The 5,983-nt window shown below is 74.2% G+C and carries 7 protein-coding genes; all 7 read left to right on the top strand.

What is annotated here, in order from left to right:
- Position 1 precedes the first annotated feature (1 nt).
- A complete protein-coding gene (locus J0670_RS27260) occupies positions 2-685 on the top strand; it encodes a LysM peptidoglycan-binding domain-containing protein (RefSeq protein WP_243437591.1) in 684 nt (227 codons plus the stop codon).
- Positions 682-2,460, top strand: coding sequence for a VgrG-related protein (locus tag J0670_RS27255; RefSeq protein ID WP_207814337.1), 1,779 nt, complete (start codon positions 682-684; stop codon positions 2,458-2,460). Before J0670_RS27260 ends, J0670_RS27255 begins: the two co-directional genes overlap by 4 nt.
- Positions 2,461-2,549: 89 nt before the next feature.
- Positions 2,550-2,861, top strand: coding sequence for a PAAR domain-containing protein (locus tag J0670_RS27250; protein ID WP_207814335.1), 312 nt, complete (start codon positions 2,550-2,552; stop codon positions 2,859-2,861).
- The gene (locus J0670_RS27245) at positions 2,858-3,295 is read left to right on the top strand and encodes a GPW/gp25 family protein (protein WP_207814334.1); all 438 of its coding nucleotides are present in this window, start codon (positions 2,858-2,860) and stop codon (positions 3,293-3,295) included. Before J0670_RS27250 ends, J0670_RS27245 begins: the two co-directional genes overlap by 4 nt.
- Positions 3,295-5,253: a putative baseplate assembly protein gene (locus J0670_RS27240; RefSeq protein WP_207814332.1), complete on the top strand. Its 1,959-nt coding sequence runs from the start codon at positions 3,295-3,297 to the stop codon at positions 5,251-5,253. The genes J0670_RS27245 and J0670_RS27240 overlap by 1 nt, the downstream gene beginning before the upstream one ends.
- Positions 5,250-5,822 (top strand): phage tail protein, encoded by a 573-nt coding sequence (locus tag J0670_RS27235; RefSeq protein WP_207814330.1) that lies wholly within the window; start codon positions 5,250-5,252, stop codon positions 5,820-5,822. The genes J0670_RS27240 and J0670_RS27235 overlap by 4 nt, the downstream gene beginning before the upstream one ends.
- A 3-nt stretch (positions 5,823-5,825) precedes the next feature.
- The coding region (locus tag J0670_RS40630; RefSeq protein ID WP_207814346.1) for a zinc-ribbon domain-containing protein at positions 5,826-5,983 on the top strand (158 nt) is incomplete at its 3' end.

The following is a 5,983-nucleotide window of genomic DNA, read 5'->3' as shown; positions in this document are numbered from 1 at the left end:
ACTGACCATCATGGAGCCCCCGTCCACGGTCGGCGCCCAGCCCGGCGGGGCGCTCGCGCGCCTCCCGCTCCAGTTCAACCCGGCGACGCTGGTGCTGCGCAAGACCACCGAGTGGCGGCGCACGCCGTCCCGGATGGCGGGCCAGTCCGCGCTGCCCGAGTTCGTCGGCAGCGGCCCGCGTTCGCTCTCGCTCGACGTGTTCCTGGACTCGACCGCGACGCACGACAACTCGGTGGAACGGGCGGTGGAGCAGCTGATGACGGCGTGCGTGCCCACCCCGGCCAGCCTGGCGCGCAAGACGCCGGCCAGCCCGTGGATCCGGCTGGACTGGGGCACCCTGACGACGACCTCCTTCAACGGGGTGCTGACCGGCCTCTCGGTCACGTACACGCTCTTCGACGTCGACGGCAATCCGCTGCGCGCGGTCTGCTCGCTCACCATCGACGAGGCCAGCGTCGACCCGGCCGGCCAGAACCCGACCTCCGGTTCGCCGGAGGCCCGCAGCACCCACCGGGTGATCGCGGGCGACAGCCTGCCGCTGCTCGCCTGGCGCGCCTACGGGGACGCGACGGCCTGGCGCACCATCGCGGAGGCCAACGACCTGGACGACCCGATGTCCCTGGTCCCCGGTGCGGAGCTGATCGTGCCGGGAGTCGACGAACTCACCCAGGGCGGGCGCCGATGACCACCCCCGAGGCCCGGGGCGGCCGCTCCTTCGCCGCGGATCCCGTCGTCGAGGCGCCGGGCCCGCTGCCGCCCATCTGGGCGACCCAACTGGTCTCCTGCGACATCGAGGAGAGCGTCGGCCTGCCCGACACCGCGGTGCTCTCCTTCCGGGACGCCGACCACACCTTCCTCTCCGCGACCGGGATCACCATCGGGACCAAGCTGCGGGTGTCCGTGGTCACCGTGCAGGGGAACACCCGGGTGCGGCTGTTCACCGGCGAGGTGACGGCGCTGGAACTGGAGGTGGACACCACGGGCTCGTACACCGTGGTGCGGGCGTCCGCGGTCACCCACCGGCTGATGCGCGGGCGCCGGGTGAAGGCCTTCCGGAACATGACGACCGCCGACATCGTCCGCGAGGTCGCCTCGGGCGCGGGCCTGGACTGCGGCCGGGTCGACTCCTTCCCGGTCGTCCACCAGCAGCTCTCCCAGGCGAACGTCCCGGACTGGGAGTTCCTCCAGTTCCTGGCGCAGGAGAGCGGCGCGCACCTGCGCGTCGACGACGACGGGCGGCTGGAGTTCATCCGGCCCGATCCCGCGTCCGGGGCGCCGGCCCCCTCCACCCCCGCGCCGCAGAACCCGATGGTCCTGGAGTACGGCCGCAACCTGCTGGAGCTGCGCGGCGTGCTGACCGGCGTGGCCGGCGCGGACACCGTCGAGGCGCGCGGCTGGAACGTCACCACCAAGAGCGCCCTGGTCGCCACCGAGCCGTCGGTGACCTCCCTGACGGTGCAGCCGGGGATGAGCCCCGCGGAGGTCACGTCCGCGTTCCCCGGCCCGGCCCGGGTGACCGTCGCCGACACCCCGTACCGCACGCAGGCGGAGACGACGGCCGCGGCCCGGTCGCTGGCCGCTTCGGTGGCCGCCGGCTTCGGTGAGCTGGAGGCGGTCGTCGAGGGCAACCCGCGGCTGCGGGCGGGCAGCGCGGTCGCCCTGGGCAACGTCGGTGCCGCCTTCTCCGGCCGCTACACCGTCACCGGGGTGCGCCACCTACTCGAACCGTTCCGCGGCTACCGCAGCACCGTGGTGGTCAGCGCGGCGACCGACCGCTCGCTGGCCGGGCTGGTCACCGGGGGCAACGCGCCGCCGCGCGGGCCGCGGATGCCGGGCCTGGCCGTCGCCGTCGTCACCGACGTCCGGGAGCCGGGCGACGGGCAGCGCGGCTGGGTGCGGCTGAAGTTCCCCTGGCTGGACGACAGTTACGTCTCCGACTGGGTGCGCACCGTGCAGTGGGGAGGCCAGGGGGGCGGCGGCGTGGTCAGCCCCGAGGTCAACGACGAGGTGCTGGTCGGGTTCGAGCAGGGCGACCTGGACAGCCCCTACGTGCTGGGCGGCCTCTACAACGGCGTGGACCGGCCCTCGCCGCACGACGTGCCGCTGGTCGACGCGGCCGCCGGCAAGGTCAACCGCCGATCCGTGGTGTCCCGTTCGGGCCACCGGCTGGAGCTGCTGGACGTGCCGGGCGGCCGCTCCGGAGTCCGACTGGCCAGCGGGGACGGGAAGTTGGAGGTCAGCCTGGACCAGCAGCGCGGCGAGATCGTGCTGACCGTCCACGGCCTGGGCGGAGCGGCCGGCAGCACGGTGCGGCTCTCCTCCTCCGGCATCACCCTCGACGCGGGCACCGGGGAGGTGAACGTACGCGGCGGATCGGTGACCGTCCAGGGCGCGACGGCGGTCACCGTGGAAGGCGGAGCCGAGGCGGTGCTCAAGGCCGCACTGGTGCGGATCAACTGACGAAGCGTCAATCATTTAGCAGTAGAAGAGTTTTGGGCAGTAGAGGAGTGCCCTCGAACGGAAGGGCGCCATCGGAATGGAGACCACACATGCCCCCCGCAGCCAGGACCGGCGACATGACCGATCACGGCGGCACCATCACCACCCCGCCGCCGGGCGCCCTCAAGGTGGAGACCGTGCTGATCGGCGGTCGGCCCGCCGCGGTGGCCGGCAGTGTGCACGCCTGCGTCCCGCACGTCGAACTCGGCCCCGCCAACCTCATCGAGCCCTCCCTGGGCGGGGTGACCGGGGGAGTGGTCCTGATCGGCGGGCTGCCCGCGGCCCGCATGGGGGACAAGACGACCTGCGGCGCCACCATCGTCCTCGGCGCGTTCAACGTGCTGATCGGAGGCGTCGCATGACAGCGAGCTTCATCGGCCGCGGCTGGGCCTTCCCGCTGCGGGTGAACGCCACCGGCGGCATCGGCATGGTCGACCGGGACCGGGAGATCGCGGAGGCCATCCGGCTCATCCTCGGCACCGCCCCCGGCGAGCGGCCGATGCGCCCCGAGTTCGGCTGCGGCATCCACGAGTACGTCTTCGCCCCGGGCGACAGCGCCACCGCCGGGCGGATCGCGCGCGAGGTGCGCATCGCGCTGGAACGCTGGGAGCCGCGGATCGAGGTCGACGACGTGGTGATCGCCTTCGACGGCGTCGACGAGGGCACGCTCTACATCGACGTCCACTACACCGTGCGCGCCACCAACGACCGCCGCAACCTCGTCTTCCCCTTCTACACCATCCCGGAACACCCGGACCCGGACCGGGCGGCCGCGGCGGACGGAGGCGTGAACTGATGGCGCTGCCCTCCCCGAACCTGGACGACCGCCGCTTCCAGCAACTCGTCGACGAGGCCAAGCGGTACGTCCAGCAACGCGCACCGGAATGGACCGACCACAACGTCTCCGACCCGGGCGTCACCCTCATCGAGACCTTCGCCTACCTGGTGGACCAGCTGCTCTACCGGCTCAACCGGGTACCGGAGAAGAACTACGTCGCCTTCCTCGACCTGCTGGGCATCCGCCTCTTCCCGCCCGCCGCGGCCCGGGCCGAGGTCGACTTCTGGCTCTCCGCCCCGCAGCCCGAGCCGGTCCTGCTGCGCGCCGGCACCGAGGTCTCCACGCTGCGCACCGAGACCGACGACGCGGTGGTCTTCTCCACCGCCGAGGACCTCCCGATCATCCCCAGCTCGCTGGACCGGCTGGTCACCGTCTCCGCCTCCGGGGAGCAGGCCGACCGCACGAACCGGCTGGCGGACGGGGCGGACGTGCCGTGCTTCCAGCCCCGCCCGGTGGCCGGGGACGCCATGCTCTTCGCGCTGCCGGCCGTGGTGCCCCGGTGCATCCTGGTCGTCCGGCTGGACAGCCGGGTGGAGGGTGTCGGCGTCGACCCGCGCCAGCCGCCGCTGGCCTGGGAGGTGTGGGACGGCGCCCGCTGGATCGCCTGCGAGACCGGCGGTGACACGACCGGCGGCCTCAACCGGCCCGGCGAGGTGGTGGTGTTCGTGCCCGCCGGACACGCCGCCTCGGTGGTCGCCGGCCGGCGTGCCGGCTGGCTGCGGTGCCGGGTCACCGAGCCGCAGCCGGGCCAGCCGTTCTACTCCGAGTCACCCACCATCCGCCGGGCCGAGGTGTTCACCATCGGCGGCACCGCGACCGTCGTCCACGCGCAGACCGTCACCGACGCGTCCCTCGGCTCCTCGGAGGGTGTCGCGGGCCAGCGTTTCCGGCTCGCCAGGCCGCCGGTCCTGCTCGACGGCGAGCCCCCGGTCGTCGAGGTCGCGGCCGGCGAGGGGTGGGAACGGTGGACGGTCGTCGAGCACTTCGGAGACTCCGCGCCCGCCGACCGGCACGTCGTCCTCGACGCCACCACCGGCGAGTTCCTCTTCCCGCCCGCCGTCCGGGAACCCGACGGCACCCTGCGCTCCTTCGGCGCGGTGCCGCCCAAGGGCGCGCGGCTGCGCGTCCCGCACTACCGCACCGGCGGCGGGATCGCGGGCAACGTCGCCCGCGGCACCATCACGGTGCTGCGCAGCTCCGTCCCGTACATCGCCCGGGTGGACAACCGCGAGGCGGCCCGGGGCGGGGTCGACGGCGAGACCGTCGAGAACGCCAAGGCGCGCGCCCCGCACCAGCTGCGGTTGCAGGAACGCGCCGTCACCGCCGGGGACTTCGAGCTGATCGCCCGGCAGGCCGCGCCGTCCGCCGCCCGGATCAGCTGCGTGCCCGCCGGCGGCGCGGAGGCGGGGGCGGTACGGGTCCTGGTCGTCCCCGACGCGGTCGCGGACGACGGCGACCGGCTGCGGTTCGAGCAACTGATCCCCGACGAGCAGGTGCTCGCCGCCGTGGCGACGGCCCTCGACGAACGGCGGCTGATCGGCACCCGGATCCTCGTACAGCCCCCCGCCTATCAGGGCGTGACGGTGGTCGCCCGGCTCACCACCCGCTCCGCCGACCCCGACCGGGTCCGCGAGGCGGTGCTCGCCGAGCTGTACCGCTACCTCAACCCGCTGCGCGGCGGCGCCGACACCTCCGGCTGGCCGTTCGGCCGGGCGGTGCAGTACGGGGAGGTGTTCGCGGTGCTCCAGCGGGTCGCCGACGTCGCGGGCGTCGAGGAGCTGCGGCTGTTCCCTGCCGACCCGATCACCGGGCGCCGGGGCGCACCCGCCGAGCGGGTCGAGGTGCCGCCGGACGCCCTGGTCTTCTCCCACCAGCACCAGGTCGTGGTCACCGCGGACGGGGAGGTGGGCGCATGACACGCGCCGCGATCCCCGGACTGCCGAGTCCGCACCCGATCGGCGAGCTGCTTCCCGCGCTCTTCGCCGACGACGACCTCGCCCAGCGGTTCACGGCCGGCCTGGACACCGTCCTCGCCCCGGTCTTCGCCACCCTGGACGGCCTGCCCGCGTACTTCCAACCCCGCCTGGCGCCGGCCGACTTCCTCGACTGGCTGGCGTCCTGGGTCGCGGTGGAGGTCGACCCGGCCTGGCCGGTGGAGGTGCGCCGCGCGGTGGTCGAGCGCGCGGTGGAGCTGCACCGGTGGCGCGGCACCCGGCGCGGACTCGCCGAGCGGCTGCGGCTGGTGCTGGGCGCCGGTGCCGAGATCGTGGACGGCGGCGGCGCCTCCTGGTCCGCCGCCCCCGGCGTTCCTGGCGTCGCCCCGCCGCCCGCGCCGAGCGGTGAGGTGCTGATCCGGGTCTGGCCGCTGCGCGGTGCGGCGCTGGACGAGGACCAGGTGCAGGCCGTCGTCAGGGCGGGTTGCCCGGTCCACCTGACCTGCCGGGTGGAGATCCTGCCCGGCCCACCCGGGCGAGCGGAGGACTGACGGATGCGGGTGTGCCCTGACTGCGGAACCGTCAACGGGGAGGGGGACGACTTCTGCGGCAACTGCGGCGCCTACCTCGGCTGGTCGCGCGGCGCCGCCGCGCCGGTCGTCGAGCCCGCGGCTGCGCCTGCGGCTGCTGATCATGATCCTGAGCCTGGGCC

Origin of the sequence: Streptomyces sp. FH025, from assembly GCF_017427025.1 — a bacterium.
In the GTDB taxonomy this organism is placed as follows: domain Bacteria; phylum Actinomycetota; class Actinomycetes; order Streptomycetales; family Streptomycetaceae; genus Kitasatospora.
This window is presented reverse-complemented; position numbering and strand designations above follow the sequence as displayed.